Raw genomic sequence first — 24,121 nt, forward strand, 5'->3', positions numbered from 1 at the left:
AACTTAATGAGTATAGCAGCGATATTGATTAGTACAATATTTGTAAATAACTATGTATTCGCTCGATTCCTTGGTATTTGCCCATTTTTAGGAGTATCAAATAAAATGGAAACTGCTACAGGAATGGGTGTTGCTGTAACATTTGTAGTTACACTATCTTCAATAATTACCTACTTTATACAAAAAGGAATTTTGGATTTAATGGGTTTGGAATATTTGCAAACTATTGTTTTTATATTAGTTATAGCAGCATTAGTTCAATTTGTTGAAATAGTAATGAAAAAAATGAGCCCTACATTATACAATGCATTGGGAGTTTACTTACCACTAATTACTACAAACTGTGTAGTATTAGGAGTTACAATACTTAATATTCAAGAAGGATATAATTTAGTACAAACTATATTTAATGCTATAGGATCTTCCCTTGGATTTACATTAGCATTAATCCTTATATCAGGGATAAGAGAGCAACTAGAGTTAGCGGATATTCCTGAAGCATTAAAGGGATTTCCCATAGCTTTAATTACTGCAGGATTAATGTCCATAGCCTTTTTAGGCTTTAATGGACTTGTTTAGGAGGTAGGAATATGACTGATATTTTAAACCCAATTATCGTACTCGGTGGATTAGGATTAGTTTTTGGAGTAATCTTATCTATTGCATCCAATGCATTTGCAGTAGAAGTTGATCCAAAGGTAGAAGAAATTAGATCTGCTTTACCTGGAGCTAACTGTGGAGCTTGTGGGTTCCCAGGTTGTGATGGGTTAGCAAATGCCATTGCTGAAGGGAATGCAAACACTAATGCCTGTGTTGTAGGAGGCAAGTCAGTAGCGGAGGCAGTATCTGACATTATGGGTGTTAATGCTCTAAATGTAGATAGAAATGTGGCTACAGTCCTATGCCAAGGAGATTGTAATAAGGCAAAAGAGAAATATAGATATGAAGGAATTCAAGATTGTAGAGCAGCTAATATATTACAATCTGGTGGAAAAGCATGTACTTTTGGTTGTCTAGGCTGTGGAACTTGTAAAGAAGTTTGTGCCTTTGACGCTATAGAGATAGTAAATGGAGTAGCGGTTGTAAACAAAGATAAATGTACTGCATGTATGAAATGTATAGAAGTATGTCCTAAATCAATAATTGAGTTAGTTCCATATGACAATCAATTTGTAGTAAAATGTAAGAGTAAAGACTCAGGTAAAGAAGTAAAAAGCAAATGTAACATTGGCTGCATTGGATGTCAAATATGCGTTAAAAATTGTCCAGTGGATGCATTTAGCTTTGAAAACAACTTGGCGAAGATTAATTACGAAAAATGTACTAACTGTGGGATATGTGCTGAAAAATGTCCTACAAAAGCTATATACTCAAATCTAACTAAAGAAGCAGCAATTTAAAAGCAGGGCCTTCAAGGCCCTGCTTTTATGAAATTGTAACTTGTAAATGAAAAACATTAATGGTAAACTAGTAATGTATGAAATTTGAATAAACTTACTTTAAAAGGATGATTATAATGACTAAAGGCGATAAGATTTTAATTATAGTTATCATAGCTATTAGCCTAACATCTTTAGGGTTTATTAAGAATAACGCAGTTGGATATATGGATAAGTATATCAGTATTCAAGTTGATGGAAAGGAATATAAGAAAATAATATTCGACAAAAGTGTTATTGGAAAGACAATCCCAATTGAAACTGAATTCGGTTACAATTTGGTTGAAATTGGTGATGGAACAGTAAGAGTTATCGAGGCTTCTTGTCCAGATGAATTGGATGTAAAGCAAGGATCTATATCTGCTCCAGGCCAAATAATTGTTTGCTTACCAAATAGACTTGTAATAGAGATAAAAGGCTCAAGTGAGGTACCAGGAGTTGATAATATTAGCCATTAAGGATGATAAATAACTATGAAAAGATTAAGAAAGATGATATTCTTGTCCTTATTAGTAGCAATAGGTCTTGCACTGTCTGTATTAGAGTCTGCAATTCCTTTACCAATTACTGTACCAGGTGCTAAACTAGGACTTTCAAATATGGTTATATTGGTTACACTAGTACTATTTGGATTTAAAGAAGCTTTAGTGGTAGGAATATTAAAAAGCATTGTACTTGTACTAATTACAGGTAGCATATCTAGTTTCTTATACAGTTTTTCAGGTGCTATTCTTAGCTGTATTGCAATGTTTATTGTGTATAAATACTTTTCAAAGATATTTAGCCTAATTGGGGTTAGTATTTTTGGAGCAGTAGCTCACAACTTTGCCCAAGTTAGCGTTGCTTCTCTTATGATGTATAATGCTAGAATATATTCATATCTACCGATTCTTCTTTTAACTGGTTTGTTTACTGGATATTTTGTAGGTCTAGGATCAATTTATATTTCAAAAAACCTACAGAAACATTTAAAATCACAGTTTAGATAGGTTAGGAGGCAATATGGATAAGATAATATTAGCTTCTTCATCTCCAAGGAGAGAAGAAATGCTAAAAAAATACAATTTAGAACCCATGATATTTCCTTCTCATATTGAAGAAAGACAGATAGAAGGAGAAACACCTGAACAGGTTGTAATGGCTTTAGCTTTTGAAAAGGCCTTGTGGGTTAGTAGACATTTTAGTAATGGAGAAATTATTATAGGGGCAGATACCATAGTTGTATTAGAAAACAGAATACTAGGTAAGCCCAAAGATGAAAAAGATGCATTTGAAATATTAAGCTCATTAAGTGGAAAAGAACACAGTGTAATTAGTGGGGTTTGTATTATTAAAGCAAACTCAAATACTAAGATAATAGATTACGAAACTACCACAGTTAGATTTAGACATTTATCAGAAGAGCAAATATTAAGGTATATCCATACAAAGGAACCAATGGATAAGGCAGGTGCTTATGGAATCCAAGGGTATGGAGAAATATTAGTTGAGAAAATTGATGGGTCCTATTCTAATGTGGTAGGCTTACCTCTTGGAAAGCTTGACTACTTATTAAATGAATTTTTTAATATAAAAATATTATAGATAAGTGGGTGGAAGTGTGAGTACTGATCAAAATCTAGAAAGAAATTACACTATTAAGGAACTTCCAATGACTGAAAGGCCTAGAGAAAAACTTTATACTCACGGTCCAGAAGCTTTATCAAATGAGGAATTAATCGCTATTATTATTAGGACAGGAAACAAGAGCGATTCTGCTATTGATTTAGCTAGAAAAATATTAAGTAAAGATAACAGAGGGCTTGTACACCTTCGCGATACAACTTTGCAATCTCTCATGGAAATCAAGGGTGTAGGTCAATGCAAATCAGCTCAAATACTAGCTGCAATAGAACTAGGTAAGAGGATAAACTATAAAGATGCATTAGATAAGGTGAAAATAACAGATCCTAATACTATTGTAAATCTATATATGGACGAAATGAGGTATTTACAGAAGGAACATTTTCGAATTTTATTACTAGATACAAAGAATCAGATTATCGTAACTGAGGAGATATCAGTTGGCACTTTAAATGCTTCCATAGTACATCCACGAGATGTTTTTAAGGCAGCAATTAAGAGAAATGCCAATTCTATTATTTTGATACATAATCATCCAAGTGGAGATCCAACGCCTAGTAATGAAGATATTAATATAACCAATCGATTAATAGATGCAGGAAATTTAATTGGAATAAGAGTACTAGATCACTTAATAATTGGAGATAATAGATATATAAGTTTTAAAGAAAAAAATTTAATTTAAGTTATGGTAAAGGAAGGAGCAAACAATATGGGACTATTTAGTGGATTTGTAAAAGACTTAGGAATAGATCTAGGAACAGCAAATACTTTAGTTTATATAAAAGGTAAAGGGGTTGTAGCTAGGGAACCTTCAGTAGTGGCAATTCAAACTAATACTAGACAGGTATTAGCCGTAGGTGAAGAAGCAAAGAAAATGATTGGTAGAACTCCTGGTAATATTGTTGCAATTAGGCCTTTAAAGGATGGAGTAATTGCTGATTTTGATGTTACTAAAAGTATGTTAAAATATTTTATTAGAAAAGCAACAAAAAGGAAGACCTTCTTTCAACCTAGGGTTGTAGTTTGTGTACCTAGTGGAGTAACAGAAGTTGAGAAAAGAGCTGTTGAAGAGGCAGCAATACATGCAGGTGCAAGAGATGCATATTTAATTGAAGAACCAATGGCAGCAGCTATAGGCTCTGGACTACCTGTTCAAGATGCAACTGGTTCTATGGTAGTTGATATTGGAGGAGGTACTACAGAAGTAGCTATTATATCTTTAGGTGGTATAGTTACATCCAAATCCATAAGAGTAGGTGGAGATGAGTTAGATGAATCAATTGTTAGCTTTATCAAGAAGGAGTATAGTTTAATGATTGGTGAAAGAACTGCTGAAGAGGTAAAGATAACTATTGGATCAGCTTTATCAGATTCAGGGCTAGGTACTATGCAAATAAGAGGTAGAGATATGATTACTGGATTACCTAAGACTATAGAAGTAAGCTCTAAAGAAATATATGCAGCTATGAAGGAGCCAATTTTTAATATCTTAGAAGCAATCAAATCTACTTTAGAAAAAACGCCACCAGAACTAGCTTCTGATGTAATGGAGTTAGGGATAATGCTTACAGGAGGCGGAGCACTTTTAGATGGCTTAGATAAATTAATCAATGATGAAACAGGAATGCCTGTGCATATAGCGGAGAGTCCTTTAGATTGTGTGGCAATAGGGACTGGAAAAGCATTAGATAGCATTGATATACTTAAAAAAACTTTATCAAATAATAAAAGAATAAATTAAGTGGTGATATTATGTCCTTTTTCAACAGGAATAAAGAACGAATGATGGTAGCATCTGTTGCTATCATTCTCCTTGTTCTAATTGGCGTTACTAGTACAGAAAGAATGGCATTGACCAAGGTGGAGAAAATAATAGGTAATATTCTTACCCCCATAGGAAAAATCTCTAATTCAGTGGGAGAAAATCTTTCTGTTTTTTTTGAAGACCTTAGAAATATTAGTAGTTTAAAGGCAGAGAATGAGGAACTTAAAAAGCAAATTGTAGTTTTGGAAGATGAGAATAGGAGTTACTTAAATCTTATTGGAAAAACTGACTATTTAAAAAGCGAATACAAGCTACTAAATTCAACTACCTATAATTTACTAAAAGCTCAAATTGTAGGGAAAGAACCAGACAATCGATTTGATAGATTTACCATTGATAAAGGGATAAATGACAAGATAAAGAAAGGTGATACTGTTATCCAAGGAGTTGAATTAGATCAGAATACTGTAATTGAAGGAATAGTAGGTCGTGTTATAGAGGTTGGTGACAATTGGGCAAAGATAATCACAGTTGAATTGAGTAATGTTTCCTTTAAGATACTAAGAACTCAAGATGGTGGGATTATTTCAGGTAGTACAGACGGTAGGATATCTGGATATCTTTTTGACAACAAAGCCGATGTAATAAAAGGAGACAAGCTTTTTACTTCTGGATTAGGTGGTGCTTATGTAAGTGATATATATATAGGTGAAGTGGATGAAGTAATTAGTGGGGATGAAGATTTAACTAAGAGAATACATGTTAAGCCAGCAATAAATTTTAAAAAGTTATATAATGTGTATGTAATATCTAATTAAGGTTGAGTGATAAATATGATTATATTAATACTGGCGTTGGCAATTTTGGTAAACTTCTTTTTACAGAGTTCTATTTTACCATATATTAGTATCTTGGGGGTTGTACCTAATACAGCCCTTCTTATAGTTATATCTATTGCTTTATTTAAAGGAAGATTTTATGGAGGAGTTATAGGGATAATGATTGGTTTGATTCAGGACATTGTTTTCAGCCCTATAATAGGAATAAACTCATTCATTTATTTTTTTATAGGCTATTCTGTTGGATTAATTGAGAATAAGTTAACTAGGGATAATGCTCTTATTCCCTTACTATTTTCTATAATTGGCATTATTTTTTACAACTTTTCCTATTATGTTTTCATGTTTTTTCTTTCCCGGGATATTCCATTTTTATCATTTGCTAAAGATGTACTATTGATAGAGATATTATATACGGGAGTTTTATCTATTCCTATATATAAGATATTTTCAAAGATTTTTGTGGTGCCAACTATAAATTTTGGCAAAAGATAGAGGTGAGTGAATATGAAATTATTAGAAAAAATATTTAACAGGTATAATATACTTTCCTATATTATTATATTTTTGATGATTGTTCTATCTGTTAGATTAGCAACGCTAACAATAGCCCAAGGGGATTACTATAGGGATATATCTGACAATAAAAGACTGAAAGAGATATATACAACTGCACCACGAGGAGAAATAAGAGATAGGTATGGCAGACTCTTAGCCGGAAATAAACCAAGCTTTACAGTACAAATTTTAAAAGATGAACTAAATATAAAAGACACAGATAAAAAAAACAATGCATTATTATCTATAATTAGATTATTAGAAGAAGATGGGATTAGCTATGCTGATGAGTTCCCTATTAATTTAAATGTATTTAAATATAAAGATGAAGAAAGCTATTTAAATGAGGAAATTAACCCAGATGATAAAGTAGTTGATATAATAATCAATCATAATATATTGCCTGAATTATTATATACATATTATATTCACCCTGAATATGATGAACACTATAAATTTACAACTATTGAAAGGGCAATTAATTCTTTAAGAGATAAAGGAATCGAAGTTCCTATTACAATAAATGAGAATGATTCTATTAGTATTGAATACAGAGCAACAGATGAACTTAGCGGATGGAAAAACAAAAATGGAATATCAAATGAACTATCACCAGTTGAAGCAATAGTTAAGCTAATTGGCGACGATAAGACTTTAATTAGAAAAATAATAGATCATCCATTATCTAGGAAATTAGCCTATGACATAATGGTTGAAAAAAATATAGATGATAATATTACCATGGAAGAGTATTCTTTATCATATGATGAAGAGTATAAAAATCAAAAAAGAGCATTAATGAGTTCTTACATTGAAGTAACCCAAGAAACAACTGCAAAAGAGGATTTTGCAAATATTGTTATTAATTCTTCTCTTAACAATTTGTTGGAAAAGCTAGTCATAAGTGAAGATGAAAAAGGTAAAGAAGAAGTTTTAATACCAGGTAAAATTCTACTTGATATGATATCTAAAGAAAAAGATATACCTGTAACAATTGAATTAAGTGAAGATAAATCAACTGCAATATATAAATATATAGGAGACAATAATATTGGTGATAAAACAGCTATAGATATTCTAATTGAGTATGGGAAAGAATTTAACTTACTTGAGGACTTTATAACTAGTGATGAAATAAAATCTTTAGCACAAGAAGAACTATTGAGGCTTGGAATAAATACAAAGATTTCAATTGCTAAGGGTTTTGAATATGTATCTATAAATAACAAAAATAATTGGTTTACATCTAATAAAATTAAAGAAGGAAGTAATACTGAAGAAGCATTTAATCAAATTAAAAAAAGATATGATGTGTCTGAAGGATTGAGCATGTATGAATCTAGAGGTATTTTAAGACTCTATGAACAGCTTAATAAACAAGGTCATATGGCTTATCAACCAATAAATATTGCCTATAACATACAGGATTCAACTGTTGCAAAAATTGAGGAAGGATTATCAGAACAACCTGGGATACAAGTTTCTATTGAACCTGTTAGATATTATCCAGAAGGAACTACTGCTGCTCACATACTAGGATATTTAGGGAAAATCAGTCAAACTTCAGAAATAAAAAAATATGTTGAAGAGAATAATTATTCGCCTAATGATATTATTGGGAAAACAGGGATTGAAGAGAGTTTTGAAGATTACCTAAAGGGTGAGAATGGAATAAAGACAGTAGAAGTAGATGTAATTGGAAATACTACAAATGTACTTGACGAAATAAAACCAGTACCAGGAAATAATATTTACTTAACTATTGATAAGAACCTACAAAAAACTGCAGAAGATTCCATGAAACAAACATTGGATAAAATTAGTACTGGTGGTATTTATGAAAGCAAATGGGGAGACTACCAATTTGGCACCAATAGGAAAAAGGGAAGACCATATGAAAATGCTACATCTGGTGCAGTTGTGGCAATAGATGTAAAAACAGGAGATACTCTTGCATCTGTAAGTTATCCATCCTATGATCCTAATTTATTTGCTACAGGAATTTCAAATGCTGATTGGCTAAGTTTGTTTCCAGAAAATGATAAGGATCCATTAGCCCCAAGGCCATTATATAATGTGGCAACTCAAACAGCAGTACAACCTGGTTCAATTTTTAAGATGGTAACTGCATTAGCAGCATTGGAGAAGGGGTTAAGCCCTACAAAGACCATTAGGGATATGGGTTACGTAGAAATAGGTAATACTCGATTTGGATGTTGGATTTGGAACCAAAGCCACGGGACCCATGGACATGTAAATGTATATGAAGCCATTAGGGATTCATGTAACTATTATTTTTATTCCTTAGCTTTGGGTAAGAATCAAAGAACAGGAGAAAACTTGGGTATCAAAGTGGAAATAGAAGATATTGTAAATTTATCTAAACAATTGGGACTAAACGATAAAACAGGAATAGAAATCAATATCCCTGTTGAGTTTTCAGGAGGAGTACCCAATCCTCAACAAAAGATAATTATTACTAAAAATTCATTAAGATACTATCTAAAAAGGAATATATTTAAATATATTAAAGAAGATATAGTGATGACTGAGGACGATACTGCTCTGGTAATTGAAGATATAGTAAATTGGACAGATTTGGAAGAGCCATTGACTAGGGGCGAAGTTATTAGAAGATTAGATGCATTTGGTATATATCCAGAAAAGGTGTTGGCTGGTGAAAGGGAAGGTTTGGCTGATAAAATCAAGTACACATATTTAAACCAAGCAGGCTGGAATATATCAGATACAATAAATGTTACTATCGGTCAGGGACAGAGTTCATATACGCCTATACAAATGGCAAATTATATTGCAACTATTTCCAATGGTGGTTATAGAAATAAAGCTACTTTGATTGATAATATCAAGAATTATAATAATTCTAAAACAGTATTTGAAAACCAAGTAGAAACTGAAAAAATAGAACTAAATAATTATGAAAACCTAGAACATATTAAAAAAGGTATGCTGTCAGTATCCAATGATGGTTCAATGAGGAGAGTTTTTTCATCTTTACCTGTTCAAGTAGGGTCCAAGACAGGTACTGCGCAAAAATCAGGAATTAACCCTTCGACTGGTGATACTTATGATGATTTTGCATGGTTTGTTGCATTTGCACCATACGATGATCCTGAGATAGCAGTGGCAGTGGTGATTTTCCAAGGAGGAAGTGGTGGATATGGAGCACCTTTGGCTAGGGATATTATTGCAGAATATCTTGGTTTAAATGCAGTTGAAACTAAAGAAGCATTACCAATTAGAAACATTTTAGCAAGATAAAAGCACGATAATTTAACTATTGTGGAGGTACTAATTAAATTGAGAGAAGAACTAATTACATTTAAAGGCGTAAGGGAAGGAATATTTGTAAATGTAGAAGGTACTAGTTTATTAGATGTAAAAAATGATCTAGATACAAAGTTGAAAGATACAATTAATTTTTATCGTGGCACAAAACTTCTTGGTGTAAAATCTGATTCGATGCCTCCTGAGGATATAATGGAATTGAAGATGATTTTAAAATATAAGTATGATTTCATAGTCTCAAATGATGAACTACCACAGCATATTACAGAGATACCTTCAAAATCCAAGGATGAAAGTATGGAAGAGAATGACATGAATAATAAGGGCAGTATTTTTGAAGGTATTGAATGTGGAATGACAAGGTTTGTAAATGGGACATTAAGATCAGGGCAAGTAGTCGAATATAATGGTAATATAGTTATAATTGGCGATGTTAACCCTGGTGCCTTGATAGTGGCTAATGGCAATATAATAGTCCTTGGCACACTTAGAGGTGTAGCACATGCAGGAATGAATGGAAATCTAAATTCCATAGTAGCTTCATACAACTTGCAGCCTACACAGCTTCGTATCGGAGATAAGATTTCCAGGTCTCCTGATGAATACTCTGAGTCCTTTAGAGTACCAGAGGTAGCAAAGATTAAGGATGGGGAAGTAATAATTGAACCTTATTTACCTAATAAATAATTAAAGGGAGGATAATAAATGGATAATGAAAAATTGGGAACTGCCATAGTTGTTACTTCAGGGAAGGGCGGCGTTGGTAAAACAACTACATCCGCAAACCTTGGGACAGGCTTAGCTATTCTAGGGAATTCTATTGTAATTGTAGATGCAGATATTGGACTTAGAAACCTTGATGTTGTTATGGGACTTGAGAACAGAATAGTTTATGATATAGTAGATGTTGTAGATAAAAATTGTAGACTAAAGCAAGCCCTAATAAGAGATAAAAGATATGATAAACTATATCTTCTGCCTGCTGCTCAAACAAAGGACAAGTCTGCTGTGAGCCCTGAGCAAATGCTTGATTTAGTAAATGAGCTTAAAAAAGAATTTGATTTTATAATTATTGATTCACCAGCAGGAATAGAACAAGGATTTCAAAATTCAATAGCAGGTGCTGACATGGCTATTATTGTAACAACGCCTGAGATTTCTGCAGTAAGAGATGCAGATAGAGTAATTGGATTGCTAGAATCTAAGGGTATACATAAACCCAAATTAATAATTAATAGAATTAGGCATGAGATGGTTAAGAGAGGAGATATGATGAATATAGAAGATATCATAGATATCCTTGCCATTGATTTACTAGGAATAGTTCCAGACGATGAAGCTATAGTTATATCTACCAACAAAGGTGAACCAGTTGTAACAGATGAAAAAGCTTTATCTGGAAAAGCTTATAGGAATATTGCAAAGCGGATAACAGGAGAAGAAGTAGAATTATTAGATTTATCCATTGGAGAAGAAGGAAAGTTTAGCAAAATAATGAAATTACTATTCGGAAAATAGGAGGGAGATTATGGATATCTTTAAACTTTTTAATAGAAAAGAAGAGAAAAGTAAAAATGTTGCAAAAGAAAGACTAAAACTTGTACTAGTACATGATAGAGCAGATCTCTCACCTAAATTCTTAGATATGATTAAAGGTGATATCATTAGGGTAATATCTCAATACGCTGATATTGATGAAGAAGGATTAGATATAAAACTGACAAGAATGAAAAGAGATGTGGATAGTACTACGATATCTGCCTTAGTTGCAAACATTCCTATAGTTAGAGTAAAAGATAACAATTAAAAGTAATTAGGTATTGATATTTTTTAATCTATCAAGTATAATAATTTAGTGTATGAAACTAAAGAAAAATATTATTTTATTAACAGGAGGAAGAAAATGAAAAGTAAATTTTTAGTATTAGCATTAGTTTTAGTGCTTGCTGCTGCAGTTTTTACAGGATGTACAAAAGAGGCTGCAAAGCCAGCACCAGTTGATGAAAGCAAGCCAGGTGCAGTTACAGATGTAGCAAAAGGTGACTTAGTAGATGGAACTTATTTAGTAAAGACAGAAGTTAGTGACCATGCTAATTTTTCAATGGCAACATTAGTAGTAAAAGATGGACAAGTATCCTCATTAAATTATAATGAGTATTTAGCAGGATCAGGAGAAGCAAAAAATGAATCAAACTATCCATATGCTGATGGTATTGCAGTAATCAAAGATTTGAATGCTCAATTCAATGAGAAAAAAGATCTTAATGCTGTAGATTTTGATGCAGTATCTGGGGCAACTAGTACAAAAGGTACTTTCAAAGAAATAACTACTTCTTTACTTGAAAAAGCTGAAAAAGGTGAAGCTTATACACCAGTATACAAAGATGGTACTTATGAAGCAAAAGCTAAAGAAGCTAGTCATGGTTGGTTAGCACAAGTAGCTGTAAAAGTTCAAGATGGTCAAATCGTTGGTGTTGATTATGTTGAATTAGCAGTAGAAGAATCTGAAGGCGTTAAAGTAGGAGATGCAAAAACTGCAGAAAACTATTCATATGCAGCTCCATTTGAAGTAGTTCCAGCAGTTCAAAAGTTAATCATTGACAACAATGGAACAGAAAATCTTAATGTAGATGGTATTGCAGGTGCAACAAATACTAGAGATGGCATGTTAGAACTAGTTAACGAAGCTTTAAGCACAGCTAAATAATATAGAAAACCCTAACTTTATAGTTGGGGTTTTTTAAAACAATTTGGAGTTGATAATATGAAATCAAAAAAATATATAGTTCCTATAATATTATTAGTCTTAATCATGACAGGATGTAAGAATAATCAAGGAGTTAACTCAGGCGAACCACTATCTAGGACAGAGTTCTTAATGGATACTGTAATGACTGTTAGAATATATGACAATAAAAAAGAAAAAACTCTAGATAAAGTATTCAGCAGATTAGAGGAAATAGAATCTAAAATGAGTGCTACAATTGAATCTAGTGATGTTAATAAGATTAATGAAAATGCTGGTATAGAACCAGTTACAGTTCATCCAGACACATATTTTGTTATAGAAAAAGCAATATACTATGCAGAGATTTCTGATGGAGCTTATGATCCTACAATAGCTCCATTGGTTGATTTGTGGGGAGTTAAATCGGGTGAAACTGAAAGGGATGAAATTCCTACAGATAAAGAGATTGAAAAAATAAAACCTCTTGTTGATTATAAGAATCTACAATTGCTAGAAAACAATAAAATATTCCTAAAAGAAAAACATACGAAGATTAACCTTGGGAGTATAGTAAAGGGATATGCAGCAGATGAAGTTAGAAGGATTTTACTAGAAAATGATGTAAATATAGCTATGATTGACTTAGGGGGCAATATCTTTGCCCATGGAGTTAAAGCTGATAACTCAAGTTGGAAAATTGGAATACAAAATCCCTTAGAGTATACAGGAAATTTTCTTGGAATACTTCAAGTAAAAGATAAATCCATAGTTACTTCTGGAGACTATGAGAGATATTTTATATATAATGACAAAAAATATCATCATATATTAGATACTACTACAGGATACCCAGTAGATAATGAAATAATGGGAGTAAGCATACTATCAGAAAAGTCTATAGATGGAGATTGTCTCTCAACAACATTATTTGCCTTAGGACTTGATAAGGGAATGGAGCTAATTAATTCAATAGAAGGAGCAGAAGCAATCTTTATAGCAAAGGACAAGACCATATATTTATCAGAGGGAATAAAGGATAGTTTCATTTTATCAAATGTAAACGCAGGTTTTACCGTAAGAGATTATTAATTTTGGTATAAAATCTACTCTTAGGAAATATTATATTATTAACTAGGGTAGGTGATAATATGATTAAAAGATTGAATGGTGAAAAAAGATATTTTGGCTTTTCTAATAAATACTATAACAAGCTCTTAAATAGGATTGTATTTATTTTATTTACTTTATTAATTATACTTATTATTAAGATGGTTAATAATACTACTACAAACAGTATTATAAAAATTATTGAAAAGAATATATATTATGATTTTAGTTTAAAAGAGGATGGAAATAAGATTAAAGATTATCTAATAAAAGCTGTAGATAACTCTAAAGATACTTTAGAAGAGTTAAATTTGAAGATAAATAAAAATTCACAATAAGTCTAAATTCTTACCTCGGGAACTACCCGAGGTTTAAATTTTATGATATATCTAGAAGAAAAATTTATCCTACTAAAATTGGTATAAAAGTGTTAATATAGTATTTGAAGTATTTATGAAAGGTGGAAACTAATGATAGACAAGAAAATTCTAGATGGGATTCTTAAAAAGGTAGAAAAACCAGCTAGATATATTGGAATGGAACAAAATTCTGTAATAAAAGATTTAAATAATATTAAGGTAAAATTTGCTTTTTCTTTTCCAGATGTATATGAGGTAGGTATGTCTCATCTAGGACTTCATATATTATATAATCTAATTAATGAAGAAGAAGATTTTGTATGCGAAAGGGTATTTGCACCATGGATAGATATGGAAGAAGAAATGAGGAAAGAAAAACTTCCTCTATATACCCTTGAAAACAAAGAAGAAGTAAAGAACTTTGACTTTTTAGGATTTACTTTACAATATGAAATGAGTTATACAAATATATTAAATATATTAGATTTGTCTAATATTCCATTACTGTCAAAAGATAGATCTGACGAGGATCCATTTGTAATAGCGGGAGGACCTTGTGCTTACAATCCTGAGCCTATAGCTGAATTTGTTGATTTTTTTGTAATAGGCGAGGGGGAAGAGGTGACTTTAGAGATTCTCAATCTATATAAAAGACATAAAGAGGGCATATGGGATAGAGAGAAGTTTTTAAAGGAAGTATCTCAAATAGAAGGAATTTATGTTCCGAGATATTATGATGTAGTATATAACGAGGATAATACAATAAAAGAAATGCTAGCATTAGATCCCGAAGTTCCTACTATAATTAAAAAAAGAATGATCAAGGATCTAGACTCCATGTTTTCTCCAGAGAAGATGATTGTACCATTTGTTGAAACAGTCCATGATAGGGTCAGTATGGAAATATTTAGAGGATGTACACATGGATGTAGATTTTGCCAAGCAGGAATGATATATAGACCTGTGAGAGAAAAGTCAACAGACAAAATTGTAGAGTTAGCTGAAAGATTAATAGAAAGTACTGGATATGAAAATGTATCACTATCTTCCCTTAGTTCTTGCGATTATTCTGAATTGCATCTACTAATTACTAAATTAATGGAAAGATTCGAAGACAAAAAAGTTGGAGTTTCTTTACCTTCATTAAGACTAGATTCCTCTAGTATAGATGTATTAAAGGAAATTGAAAAGGTAAGGAAATCTGGATTAACTTTTGCACCTGAAGCAGGTAGCCAAAGACTAAGAGATGTAATTAATAAAGGAATAACTGAAGATGATTTAGACAACACAGTTTCTTATGTTTTCAAAGAAGGCTGGTCAACAATAAAACTATACTTCATGATTGGTTTGCCTACTGAAACTGATGAAGATGTAATGGGTATAAGGGAATTAGCTTATAAGGTTAAGGATATGTTCTTTGCAATGCCAAAAGAAGAAAGAAAGGGTAATTTGAAAGTGACTGCTTCGGCTTCATGCTTTGTACCCAAACCTTTTACTCCATTTCAATGGATGGGTCAAGAAACCATAGATGAATTCTATAGAAAAATATACTTAGTTAAAAATAGCATAAAAGATAATAAGGTAACATTTAATTATCATGATCCAGAGCTTAGTTATCTGGAGGCCATAATAGCCCGTGGAGATAGAAGAGTTTCCAAATTAATATTGAGAGCATGGGAAAAAGGATGTAAATTTGATGGATGGTCTGAGCATTTTAAATACGATTCCTGGTTGGAGTCTATGGAGGAACTAGATATAGATGGTTTCTTTTATGCCCAAAGAAATAGATCCTTAGACGAAGTTTTACCTTGGGATTTCATTAGACCAGGGGTATCCAAGGATTATTTGATTAGGGAATATAAAAAATCATTAGAGGAACAAACCACATCAGATTGTAGGGAACAATGTAGAGGCTGTGGTATAGTGGACTGTACAATGTTAGGTGGTGGAAATAAGTGATTTTAAGATTGATATTTAATAAAAAGAATTATCTAAAATACATTGGTCATTTGGATCTAATGAGATTATTTCATAGGTCATTTGGGAGAGCAGATATTCCTATAAAATATTCAGAAGGATTTAATCCTCATCCTAAGTTCTCCATAGCTAATCCATTATCCCTTGGGATTGAGTCTGATGAAGAGTATATGGATTTAGATTTAGAAGAAAAAATTCCAGTGGAAGAATTTATGGAAAAGATGAATAAAGTATTACCAAAAGATGTACAAATAATAAAAGGTGTATATCTTGAAAAAGAGGATTCGATCGCCTCTCTAATTGCCTGGGCATATTATGAAATATCCTTTGATATAAGAGAGAATAATAGCAAGGAAGAATTAGAAAACATATTTAATCAATGGCTATTAAAAGAAGAAATTATAATCACTAGATTAAGGAAAAAGGGCAAAAAGAAGATAGAAAAAGAAGAAAATATAAGAAGCTTCATTGGAAATTTACTTGTAAAACAAGTTAAAGAAAAGGAAATCACCATAGATGTACTCCTAAGATCAGGCGGAAATGGAAATTTAAGACCGAATGATTTTATTGAAGCAATGAATAGGGACACTAATCTTAATATTGATTTAGATTCTATTATGATGAAGAGACTAAGCCAATACGCAGAAAAGGATGATAATATTTATAAGCCTTTGTAAGATAGGAGAGTTCATATGAATTATATATTTATAGATTCTGACCATGGATTTGACAGGGTAGGCATAGTGGAAGATAGCAGACTTGTGGAATTTCATTCAGAAGAACGTAGCAATCAAAAATTAGTTGGAAATATATATAGAGGAAGAGTCATCAATGTACTACAAGGCATGGAAGCAGCATTTGTAGATATAGGTGATAATAAAAATGCCTATTTATATGTAAAAGAAGCATTAACAAGAGACCTTCTATATACTCATCAAAGATATAAGATATCCGAAATAATTAAATCTGGTCAAGATTCAATAGTACAGGTAATAAAAGAACCCTCAGGAAGTAAAGGTGCAAAGGTAACAACTCATATTGAAATACCAGGTAGATATTTAGTTTTTACACCTTTTTCCGATAGAATAAATATATCTAGAAAAATAGGAAATCCAATTGAGATAAAAAATCTAAAAGAAATTGGAAGTAGAATTATAAAGGATGATATGGGTATAATCTTCAGGACAGCATCAGAGGGCATTGATGAGTCCATATTGAAGGAAGAATATGATATTCTATATAATATTTATATCAAGATTGAAAAAGAAAGAAATTTCCTACCTTGCCCTAAGTTAATATATAAAGAGCCTGATTTAGGATATCAAATAGTTAGAGATAGTTATAATGAGAATATTGATAAAATTATTGTGAATAATAGAGATGTCTATGATAATTTGATTTTAATGGAAGAACATTATCCATTCCACTTTTCTGAAAAAATGGAGTATAATAAGGATTTTACAATAGCTAACGAATTTCAAATACAAGGCGATATTAAAGAAGCTTTAGAACGAATAGTTAAGCTTAGGAGTGGAGGATATATAGTCATAGACGAAACAGAGGCATTTACAGCTATAGATGTAAATACAGGTAAGTTTATTGGCACCAGCTCTTTAGGAGATACAATATTGAAAACCAATATAGAGGCTACTGAAGAAATAGCAAGACAAATAAGATTAAGGGATATTGGTGGAATAATAATAGTAGATTTTATCGATATGAAAAATAATGATGATATATCTTTGGTTTTATCAACTTTAAAAAGATGTCTAAGGAAAGATAGAATAAAAACAAATATCATTGATATTACCAAGCTTGGTTTGGTAGAATTAACAAGAAAGAAAATTAGAAGATCATTATCAACTGATTTTTATATAAAATGTCCTAGCTGTGAAGGGAAAGGTAGTATTTTAAATATTAAGAAGTAAATTATTTGGTATTGACAACTACATCTATATTTGGTAAGATATTTGGGTGTAGAGCCGCTCAATCTGGGTTTTAAGCCTTAATGGCACCCTGTATTGGCGAGACTGGGTTAGAGGAGGTGCAATGTAATATGTACGCTGTAATAGAAACTGGTGGTAAACAATATAGAGTGCAACAAGGTGATGTAGTTTTCGTAGAAAAACTAGATGTAGAAGAAGGATCAAATGTAAGCTTTGACAAAGTTTTAATTATGTCAAAGGAAGGCAATTTGGTTGCTGGTAAACCTTATGTTGATGGTGCTAAAGTTGAAGCTGTAGTATTGGAACAAGGAAAAGCTAAAAAAATCATTGTTTTCAAATATAAAGCTAAGAAGAACATTAGAAAGAAACAAGGACATCGTCAACCATATACTAAGGTGAGAATTGAGAATATTGTAGGATAATTATAATGATTATAGCTAAGATATATAAAGACAAAAATAATTATATCAAGAAATATACAATAAAAGGACATGCAAAATATGATGAACATGGTAAGGACATCATATGTGCTGCAATATCTGTGTTGTCGCAGACAGCTTTACTTTCATTAGTAGAAGTTTGCTGCTTAGATGAAAGAGATATTAAATATTCAATTGATGAAAAAACAGGATTTCTTGATGTAAATTTACCGAAGAATATTGAAATTTCCATATTAGAAAAAACACAAATAGTATTGAATTCTTTAGTAGTAGGTATAAATTCTGTGATAGAAAGTTACCCGCAGTATGTAACTCTCGAATATAGGGAGGTGTAATTGATGATTAGATTAAATTTACAGTTATTTGCTTCTAAAAAAGGAGTAGGTAGTTCCAGAAATGGTAGAGATAGTGAAGCTAAAAGACTAGGTGTTAAAAGAGGAGACGGACAATTCGTTTTAGCTGGAAACATTCTAGTTAGACAAAGAGGAACAAAAATACACCCTGGAAACAATGTAGGTAAAGGAAGCGATGATACTTTATTTGCAACAGTTGATGGTGTTGTTAAATTTGAAAGAAAAGGCAGAGACAAAAAACAAGTTAGTGTTTACTCTGTAGAAGAAGAATTAGCATAGACTATAGGCTTACCATTATGGTAAGCCTATACTTTTTTCACATATAGATTTAAATATATTCCAATTCTGTATTTATCATGTATAGTATAAAAATCTAATATTTGAATAAAATAAATGAGATAATAGATAGTGATTGACAGGTAAAATAGAATTGATATAATAAATTTATTGGAGTATTAAGTTGGTAATTGGGAAAGTAAAAAATGAGGATGATGACAATGTTTATTGATGTAGCGAAGATATCAGTGAAAGCTGGTAAAGGTGGAGATGGCTCTGTATCTTGGAGAAGAGAAAAGTTTGAACCTGCAGGGGGACCATATGGTGGAGATGGTGGTAATGGAGGAAGTATAGTACTAAAGGCTGATGAGGGTATCAGAACTTTAATGGACTTTAGATATAAGCGTTCATATGTAGGAGAACATGGCGAAGACGGAAGATCTAAAAAACAGTATGGTAAGGCAGGACAAGATATTGTCTTAAAGGTACCAGTTGGAACCTTAGTGAAGGATGAAGCTACTGGCGGTGTAATTGTAGATCTAAAAGAAAAAGACCAATCCTTTATAATAGCCAGAGGAGGTAGAGGAGGTCGTGGCAATGCTAAATTTGCTACACCTACTAGACAAGCACCAGCTTTTGCTGAGCCAGGTACAAAAGGTCAAGAAAGAAATATTGTTTTAGAATTAAAGCTTCTTGCTGATGTAGGATTAATAGGATTTCCTAATGTAGGAAAATCAACTATATTATCTACTGTATCAGCTGCAAAGCCAAAGATTGCTAATTATCACTTTACTACATTAAGGCCAAATCTTGGAGTGGTTAGGGTGGCTGAAGAGAAATCCTTTGTAATAGCAGATATTCCTGGATTAATAGAGGGAGCTCACCAAGGTGCAGGACTTGGACATGATTTTCTTAAGCATATTGAAAGGACTAGAGTACTTGTCCATGTTTTAGATATATCAGGTAGTGAAGATAGAGACCCTGTAGAAGATTTTTACAAGATTAATGAAGAATTAAGTCAATACAATTTAAAGTTAGGTGAGAAGGCGCAGATAATTGTTGCTAACAAGATGGATATCCCTGGAGCTGAGGAAGGATTAGCTAGGATAAAAGCTGAGTTTGAACCTAAAGGTTATAAGATATACCAAGTTTCAGCTGCAACTTTAGAAGGTATTGAAAATCTAAAATATGGAATATGGGAACTACTTAATAACACAGAAATTGATTATGAAACCTTTGATGATCATTTTGTCCATGTAGAGGAAAGCACTGAAGATTCCATAATTGTTAGACGAGAAAATGAAGATTATGTTGTAGAAGGTGAGTTTGTAGAAAGGCTTTTAAATTCAACATTTTTTGATGATGTAGATTCATTAAGATATTTCCAAGATATGCTTAGAAAGAAGGGTATCATAGATAAACTGAAAGAACTAGGTATTCAGGAATATGATAATGTTATTATATGTGGTTATGAATTTGAATTCTTTGATTAATGGAGGTTAAGTACTAAAATGGACTGCTTAAGTTGTGATAACTGTAAAGTAAATCAACCAACATATTATTGTCTAGCTAAAGATGAGGTAGTAATAAATGAAAATTATGTACCTGAAGAAAGATCACGAACTGGTTGGAAGAAAGGTTCTACAGATTACGAAAAGCATAGAAGGTCATTGAAGAAAGAAATAGAAGTTTAGTAAGGGGTGTGAAAAATGCTAACTGGAAAACAAAGAGCATTTCTAAAAGGTAAAGCTAATACAATAGATCCAATTTTTCAATTGGGAAAGAATGGAGTAACTAAGGGCTTCATTAAACAAGTGGAAGATGCATTAGAGACTAGAGAAATAGTTAAGATTAAGGTATTGAATAATAGCATGTTAGATGCTACAGATGTGGCTAATGAAATTGCTGAAGAAATAGATGCAGAATTTGTGCAAAGTATTGGAAGCAAATTTGTCTTATACAAAGAATCTAAAGAAAACAAAAAGATTGAACTACCATAATAAGGTAATTTAAACTTCAGAATTGAATATTTCTGAAGTTTAATTGTTAAATAAGGGAGAGAAAACAAATCATGAAAATTGGAGTAATAGGTGGAACTTTTGATCCAATTCACAATGGACATTTAATAATTGCAGAATATGCTAGAACTTCCTTAAGATTTGATAAAGTAATATTTATGCCCTCAGGAATACATCCATTTAAGGATAATAAAGGAATATCAGAATCTAATCTGCGAATAGATATGATTTTATTAGCCATAGAGAGCAATAAATATTTTGAAGTATCATCACTGGATATTGACAGGGTTGGAACTACTTATACTATAGATACTATAATTGAGTTGAAAGACAAATATAAAGATGATGAATTATATTTTATTTTTGGGTCTGATATAATTTTTGAAATTGATAAGTGGAAAGATATAGAAAAGCTTAGTACTTTGTGCAAGTTTGTTTTACTTAGTAGACCTGGAAAAAATGAAGAAGAAATTAATAAAAGAATTGAATCCTTAAAGTTCTCATATAATATTCATATAGAGAAAGTTAATTCTCCGATGATAGAGATTTCTTCTACAGAAATTAGAAACAGAATTAAGAATAAGTTAAGTATAAAGTATTTAGTACCAGAGACTTTAGAAAAATATATTTTAGATCATAATTTATATAGCTAGGGGAGTATTGATGTATATAAACTGGGAAAACAAATTGATTGAGACTATTGGTGAAAACAGATATTCTCATTCATTAAGAGTGATGGAAACTGCAGTAAAGTTAGCAATGACATATAATGTAGATTTAGAGAAAACAAGAATTGCAGGAATTTTGCATGATTGTGGTAAGATAAGAAATGAAACATATTTGTTGAAAAGAACTGATGACTTTGGTATAATTCTAGATAAATCTATGGAGTATAATCATGAGTTAATACATGGACCTCTTGGGGCTGAAATAGCAAAAGTAGAATATGGAATAGAAGACATAGAAATACTAGATGCTATTTATTATCATACTACAGGTAGAGAGAATATGAGTACCCTTGATAAAATAATTTATATTGCTGATTATATAGAACCAAAGAGGAATTTTGAGGGTGTGGAAAAAGTCAGAGATATGGCATTTTCAGATATAAATCAAAGCATTATTATGGCCATGGAAAAAACTATCAGTTTTTTAATTAAAAATAATAAACTTATTCATCCCAATACCATAAAGGCGAGAAATTATTTGATAATAGAATCAAATAAATATTAAAGGAGGCGAATTAATGCTGGAATTAGAAAACAAACTATCTATAATAACTAAAGCTTGCGAAGATAAAAAGGGTATAGACATAAAAGTCTTAAACATAGGAAAGTTAACACCAATTGCAGATTATTTTGTAATAGTAAGTGGTAACTCATCATCTCAGGTTCAAGCAATAGCTGATGAAGTAGAGAGTAAAGTCCTTGAAGCAGGAAATGAAGAAGAAGTATCCAAAGAAGGATATCGAAATGGTAGATGGATACTGTTAGACTTTAATGATATAATTGTTCACGTTTTCCATAAAGAAGATAGAGACTTTTATAATCTTGAAAGACTTTGGTCTGATAATGGAGAAAGAGATAAATTAGTATAAGGGAGGAAATAAAATGGCATTAAGGTTTTTATCAACAGAGAAGGCACCATCAGCAGTTGGTCCATATTCACAAGGAGTAAAGGCAGATAATATAATTTTCTCATCTGGCCAATTACCAATAGACCCTACTACAGGAGAATTATCTAAGGGTGATATACAAAAAGAGACTAGATTATGTTTAGAAAATGTAAAAGCAGTTCTAGAAGCAGGTCATGCTTCTATAGAAAATATAATAAAAGTAACAGTTTTTGTAAAGGATATGAACAATTTTTCTACAATCAATGAAGCATATGCAGAATTCTTTGGAGATCATAAACCTGCTAGATCTTTAGTAGAAGTAGCAAGACTACCAAAGGATGCAGACATAGAAATAGAAGCAATAGCAATCATATAATAATAAAACCTAGTTCAAAATCGAACTAGGTTTTTTAGTATCAATATAAAAGTAAAAAGATTTTAGGCTCTATATAAACTAGATCTTCTACGTCTTCGTACTTTTTTTCGTTTACTAAGTACTGAAATTCTAGCTAATATCAACATTAGGAAAACAATAAGATACCATTTACTAATTAGTTTTTCTAATAAACTTGGTTCTGTTATTTTATTAACTTCCATAGTAGAGATGATATGGGATTCAGCAATGACTTTATCCTTTAATAAATATTGAACTTTGCCTATTACTTGGTCTTCGGATATAGGAGCTTCTAAAGGCTCTTCTATAATTATCCTTTGCACAATCTTTTCGTTATCATTCTTATTTATAATATAGAAAGAATTAGTTTTTGTAATACCTGCTACAAATGGTATAAGACCATTTTCCACATTAAAGTTATCAATGAATTTATTGGCGAAACCAACTTGTACTTTTTCAAAATTATTTACTCCATAATTCAAAAGCTTGTGAATGTCAGAGTAAATATTATTTCCATTGGATTTTAATACTACGGCAATAAGATTATGACCATCTTTTTCGAAAGATGTTACAAGACATTGCTGAGCTGCTACAGTATATCCAGTTTTTACTCCATTTACTCCATCGTATTTAATGGGAGTAGCTACACCATCTACATCAACCTTTGCAGTGCTATATAGTAGCTTATTACCTGACTTTAAATATCTAGGCTCAGTTTTCTTATTTGTCACTGGTATTGTATATGTATAATTATTTACAATTGATCTAAATATATCGTTTTCCATTGCATATTTAGCCATTAATCCTAGGTCATATGGAGTGGTTACATGATTTTCATCAGGTAATCCATTAGGATTAAGAAAATTGGTATTCAGTGCACCAATTGATTTAGCTTTTTCGTTCATAAGTTTAGAGAATCCATCAATACTACCAGCTACATGCTTTGCAATAGCTAGAGCAGCATCATTTGCAGATTCTATTAACAATGCATTTAGCAATTCTTCCAAAGTTAGTTGTTCTCCAGGTTCTAAAGCTATGTGAGTTCCATCAGTTAAATTCACAACTTCTTGATCTATAGTTACTATATCATCCATTTTTCCAAGTTCAATTGCAAGTATTGCCGTCATTATCTTCGTAGTACTTGCAGGATATAACTTTATATGAGCGTTCTTTTCATATAAAATGTCCATGGTATCAACATCAATTAAAACAGCTCCTTCTCCTGATAAGGATAATTCTCCAGCATAGGAAAAAGAATATGTACTAAATAGTAATATAAAAACAAGTAAAATCAAAGTCTTTTTCAAAAATAATACCCCCTTAATCTAATATATAAAATTATAACAGATATCAGCTAAATAATTAAGTATAA

At 31.5% G+C, this 24,121-nt stretch carries 30 protein-coding genes; 29 read left to right on the forward strand and 1 reads right to left on the reverse strand.

The genetic code is table 11. The features are described 5' to 3' along the window. Positions 1-6 precede the first annotated feature (6 nt). From rsxA to RIN63_RS10905, 29 genes are all read left to right on the forward strand, one after another. Positions 7-579, forward strand: coding sequence for an electron transport complex subunit RsxA (gene rsxA / locus RIN63_RS10765; protein WP_310444731.1), 573 nt, complete (start codon positions 7-9; stop codon positions 577-579). An 11-nt stretch (positions 580-590) separates the two neighbouring features. Further along, a complete protein-coding gene (gene rnfB, locus RIN63_RS10770) occupies positions 591-1,400 on the forward strand; it encodes an RnfABCDGE type electron transport complex subunit B (RefSeq protein WP_310444732.1) in 810 nt (269 codons plus the stop codon). 116 nt (positions 1,401-1,516) lie between these two features. Further along, entirely contained in the window at positions 1,517-1,897 is a 381-nt protein-coding gene (locus tag RIN63_RS10775; protein WP_310444733.1) for a NusG domain II-containing protein, read from the forward strand. Positions 1,898-1,912: 15 nt separating this feature from the next. Next, positions 1,913-2,428: a Gx transporter family protein gene (locus RIN63_RS10780; protein WP_310444734.1), complete on the forward strand. Its 516-nt coding sequence runs from the start codon at positions 1,913-1,915 to the stop codon at positions 2,426-2,428. 13 nt (positions 2,429-2,441) lie between these two features. Beyond that, a complete protein-coding gene (locus RIN63_RS10785) occupies positions 2,442-3,023 on the forward strand; it encodes a Maf family protein (RefSeq protein WP_310444735.1) in 582 nt (193 codons plus the stop codon). Positions 3,024-3,039: 16 nt separating this feature from the next. Then, positions 3,040-3,747, forward strand: a complete 708-nt coding sequence (radC, locus tag RIN63_RS10790; RefSeq protein ID WP_310444736.1) for a DNA repair protein RadC — start codon at positions 3,040-3,042, stop codon at positions 3,745-3,747. A 27-nt stretch (positions 3,748-3,774) separates the two neighbouring features. After that, on the forward strand, positions 3,775-4,806 hold the full coding sequence (locus RIN63_RS10795) for a rod shape-determining protein (RefSeq protein ID WP_310444737.1): 1,032 nt from the start codon (positions 3,775-3,777) through the stop codon (positions 4,804-4,806). Between the two features lie 11 nt (positions 4,807-4,817). Beyond that, positions 4,818-5,648 carry a rod shape-determining protein MreC gene (gene mreC, locus RIN63_RS10800; RefSeq protein ID WP_310444738.1) on the forward strand — a complete coding sequence of 277 codons (831 nt, stop codon included), beginning with the start codon at positions 4,818-4,820 and terminating at the stop codon, positions 5,646-5,648. Between the two features lie 15 nt (positions 5,649-5,663). Further along, positions 5,664-6,164, forward strand: a complete 501-nt coding sequence (mreD, locus tag RIN63_RS10805; RefSeq protein WP_310444739.1) for a rod shape-determining protein MreD — start codon at positions 5,664-5,666, stop codon at positions 6,162-6,164. A gap of 12 nt (positions 6,165-6,176) precedes the next feature. Further along, a complete protein-coding gene (locus tag RIN63_RS10810; protein ID WP_310444740.1) occupies positions 6,177-9,509 on the forward strand; it encodes a penicillin-binding transpeptidase domain-containing protein in 3,333 nt (1,110 codons plus the stop codon). A 39-nt stretch (positions 9,510-9,548) separates the two neighbouring features. Beyond that, a complete protein-coding gene (gene minC / locus RIN63_RS10815) occupies positions 9,549-10,223 on the forward strand; it encodes a septum site-determining protein MinC (protein ID WP_310444741.1) in 675 nt (224 codons plus the stop codon). A 33-nt stretch (positions 10,224-10,256) separates the two neighbouring features. Then, entirely contained in the window at positions 10,257-11,054 is a 798-nt protein-coding gene (minD, locus tag RIN63_RS10820) for a septum site-determining protein MinD (RefSeq protein ID WP_399324841.1), read from the forward strand. Between the two features lie 10 nt (positions 11,055-11,064). Then, positions 11,065-11,343 carry a cell division topological specificity factor MinE gene (gene minE, locus RIN63_RS10825; protein ID WP_310444743.1) on the forward strand — a complete coding sequence of 93 codons (279 nt, stop codon included), beginning with the start codon at positions 11,065-11,067 and terminating at the stop codon, positions 11,341-11,343. 96 nt (positions 11,344-11,439) lie between these two features. Further along, positions 11,440-12,243: an FMN-binding protein gene (locus RIN63_RS10830; protein ID WP_310444744.1), complete on the forward strand. Its 804-nt coding sequence runs from the start codon at positions 11,440-11,442 to the stop codon at positions 12,241-12,243. 57 nt (positions 12,244-12,300) lie between these two features. After that, positions 12,301-13,353 (forward strand): FAD:protein FMN transferase, encoded by a 1,053-nt coding sequence (locus RIN63_RS10835; protein ID WP_310444745.1) that lies wholly within the window; start codon positions 12,301-12,303, stop codon positions 13,351-13,353. Between the two features lie 59 nt (positions 13,354-13,412). Further along, complete coding sequence (locus tag RIN63_RS10840) at positions 13,413-13,709, forward strand: hypothetical protein (protein WP_310444746.1); 297 nt, start codon at positions 13,413-13,415, stop codon at positions 13,707-13,709. A gap of 132 nt (positions 13,710-13,841) precedes the next feature. Beyond that, positions 13,842-15,689: a TIGR03960 family B12-binding radical SAM protein gene (locus tag RIN63_RS10845; protein WP_310444747.1), complete on the forward strand. Its 1,848-nt coding sequence runs from the start codon at positions 13,842-13,844 to the stop codon at positions 15,687-15,689. Continuing rightward, positions 15,686-16,384 (forward strand): TIGR03936 family radical SAM-associated protein, encoded by a 699-nt coding sequence (locus tag RIN63_RS10850; protein ID WP_310444748.1) that lies wholly within the window; start codon positions 15,686-15,688, stop codon positions 16,382-16,384. The genes RIN63_RS10845 and RIN63_RS10850 overlap by 4 nt, the downstream gene beginning before the upstream one ends. 15 nt (positions 16,385-16,399) lie before the next feature. Further along, complete coding sequence (locus RIN63_RS10855; protein WP_310444749.1) at positions 16,400-17,635, forward strand: Rne/Rng family ribonuclease; 1,236 nt, start codon at positions 16,400-16,402, stop codon at positions 17,633-17,635. A 128-nt stretch (positions 17,636-17,763) separates the two neighbouring features. Then, entirely contained in the window at positions 17,764-18,075 is a 312-nt protein-coding gene (rplU, locus tag RIN63_RS10860; RefSeq protein ID WP_310444750.1) for a 50S ribosomal protein L21, read from the forward strand. A gap of 5 nt (positions 18,076-18,080) precedes the next feature. After that, a complete protein-coding gene (locus RIN63_RS10865) occupies positions 18,081-18,428 on the forward strand; it encodes a ribosomal-processing cysteine protease Prp (protein WP_310444751.1) in 348 nt (115 codons plus the stop codon). A gap of 3 nt (positions 18,429-18,431) precedes the next feature. Further along, a complete protein-coding gene (gene rpmA / locus RIN63_RS10870; RefSeq protein ID WP_310444752.1) occupies positions 18,432-18,725 on the forward strand; it encodes a 50S ribosomal protein L27 in 294 nt (97 codons plus the stop codon). Between the two features lie 218 nt (positions 18,726-18,943). Next, positions 18,944-20,215: a GTPase ObgE gene (gene obgE / locus RIN63_RS10875; protein WP_310444753.1), complete on the forward strand. Its 1,272-nt coding sequence runs from the start codon at positions 18,944-18,946 to the stop codon at positions 20,213-20,215. Positions 20,216-20,233: 18 nt separating this feature from the next. Continuing rightward, a complete protein-coding gene (locus RIN63_RS10880) occupies positions 20,234-20,416 on the forward strand; it encodes a hypothetical protein (RefSeq protein WP_310444754.1) in 183 nt (60 codons plus the stop codon). Between the two features lie 15 nt (positions 20,417-20,431). Beyond that, positions 20,432-20,722: a ribosome assembly RNA-binding protein YhbY gene (gene yhbY, locus RIN63_RS10885; RefSeq protein WP_310444755.1), complete on the forward strand. Its 291-nt coding sequence runs from the start codon at positions 20,432-20,434 to the stop codon at positions 20,720-20,722. A 71-nt stretch (positions 20,723-20,793) separates the two neighbouring features. Further along, entirely contained in the window at positions 20,794-21,393 is a 600-nt protein-coding gene (gene nadD, locus RIN63_RS10890) for a nicotinate-nucleotide adenylyltransferase (RefSeq protein WP_310444756.1), read from the forward strand. 10 nt (positions 21,394-21,403) lie between these two features. Beyond that, the gene (gene yqeK, locus RIN63_RS10895; RefSeq protein ID WP_310444757.1) at positions 21,404-21,973 is read left to right on the forward strand and encodes a bis(5'-nucleosyl)-tetraphosphatase (symmetrical) YqeK; all 570 of its coding nucleotides are present in this window, start codon (positions 21,404-21,406) and stop codon (positions 21,971-21,973) included. A 16-nt stretch (positions 21,974-21,989) separates the two neighbouring features. Then, entirely contained in the window at positions 21,990-22,337 is a 348-nt protein-coding gene (gene rsfS, locus RIN63_RS10900) for a ribosome silencing factor (protein ID WP_399324843.1), read from the forward strand. Between the two features lie 13 nt (positions 22,338-22,350). Next, on the forward strand, positions 22,351-22,731 hold the full coding sequence (locus RIN63_RS10905; RefSeq protein WP_310444759.1) for a RidA family protein: 381 nt from the start codon (positions 22,351-22,353) through the stop codon (positions 22,729-22,731). A 62-nt stretch (positions 22,732-22,793) separates the two neighbouring features. On the opposite strand, the gene RIN63_RS10910 is transcribed toward RIN63_RS10905, so the two are convergent. Further along, a complete protein-coding gene (locus tag RIN63_RS10910; protein ID WP_310444760.1) occupies positions 22,794-24,056 on the reverse strand; it encodes a D-alanyl-D-alanine carboxypeptidase family protein in 1,263 nt (420 codons plus the stop codon). Between the last annotated feature and the right edge of the window lie 65 nt (positions 24,057-24,121).

It is taken from the genome of Tissierella sp. (genome assembly GCF_031460495.1).
Taxonomy (GTDB): Bacteria; Bacillota; Clostridia; order Tissierellales; family Tissierellaceae; genus JAVKTS01.